We start from the raw sequence: 702 nt of genomic DNA, 5'->3' as shown, positions 1-702 counted from the left end.
GTCCATGCTGTTGCTGCTCGGTGAGGTCAAGCGCGTGCTCGTGCTCGGCCCCAAGCGCGTGGCCGTCAGCACGTGGCCCGGTGAGATCGAGAAGTTCAAAGCCAGCTTCGGGCACATGAAGATCGCCGTGGCCGTCGGCGATGCCGATACGCGCCGCGCCGCCATTGGCTCCGACGCGGTGATCGTTACGGCAAATTACGACGTGCTGGAATGGCTGGTGGAGTACCACGGCGCCAACTGGTCGTTCGATTGCATCGTCTGTGACGAAAGCACGAAACTCAAGAGCCTGCGCGTCAGCATCCAGACGAGCAAGTCCGGCAAGAAGTTTCTCACCGGCCAAGGGGGCAAGCGCGCCAAAGCCCTGGCCCGCGTCGCGTTGACCCGCGCCACTCGGTTCATCTGCCTGTCTGGCACGCCCGCTCCGAATGGCCTGGAAGATTTGTGGGCGCAGTATTTTTTCTTGGATTCCGGCCGACGCCTCGGAACCAGTTTCACTGCCTTCAGCCACCGCTGGTTCCGCGCCCGCCCGGGAAGCGACCCGCAGAAGCAACAGATTGAACCGCTACCTTTTGCGGACGAACAAATTCGCGCAGCCATCAAAGACATCACCATCGCGCTGGAGGCGCGCGACTACTTTGACTTACCCGAACTCATCGAGAACGACATCAAGGTTGAGATGCCATCGGCCGCCATGAAGCTCTA

The 702-nt window shown here is 61.1% G+C and carries 1 pseudogene; it reads left to right on the top strand.

Annotated elements, in window-relative coordinates:
• A pseudogene (locus tag I6E78_RS18480) lies at nucleotides 1-702 on the top strand (SNF2-related protein); the annotation flags it as partial.

Origin of the sequence: Pseudoalteromonas sp. NZS127 (assembly GCF_015864805.1) — a bacterium.
GTDB classification, from domain to species: Bacteria; Pseudomonadota; Gammaproteobacteria; order Enterobacterales; family Alteromonadaceae; genus Pseudoalteromonas; species Pseudoalteromonas nigrifaciens.
This window is presented reverse-complemented; position numbering and strand designations above follow the sequence as displayed.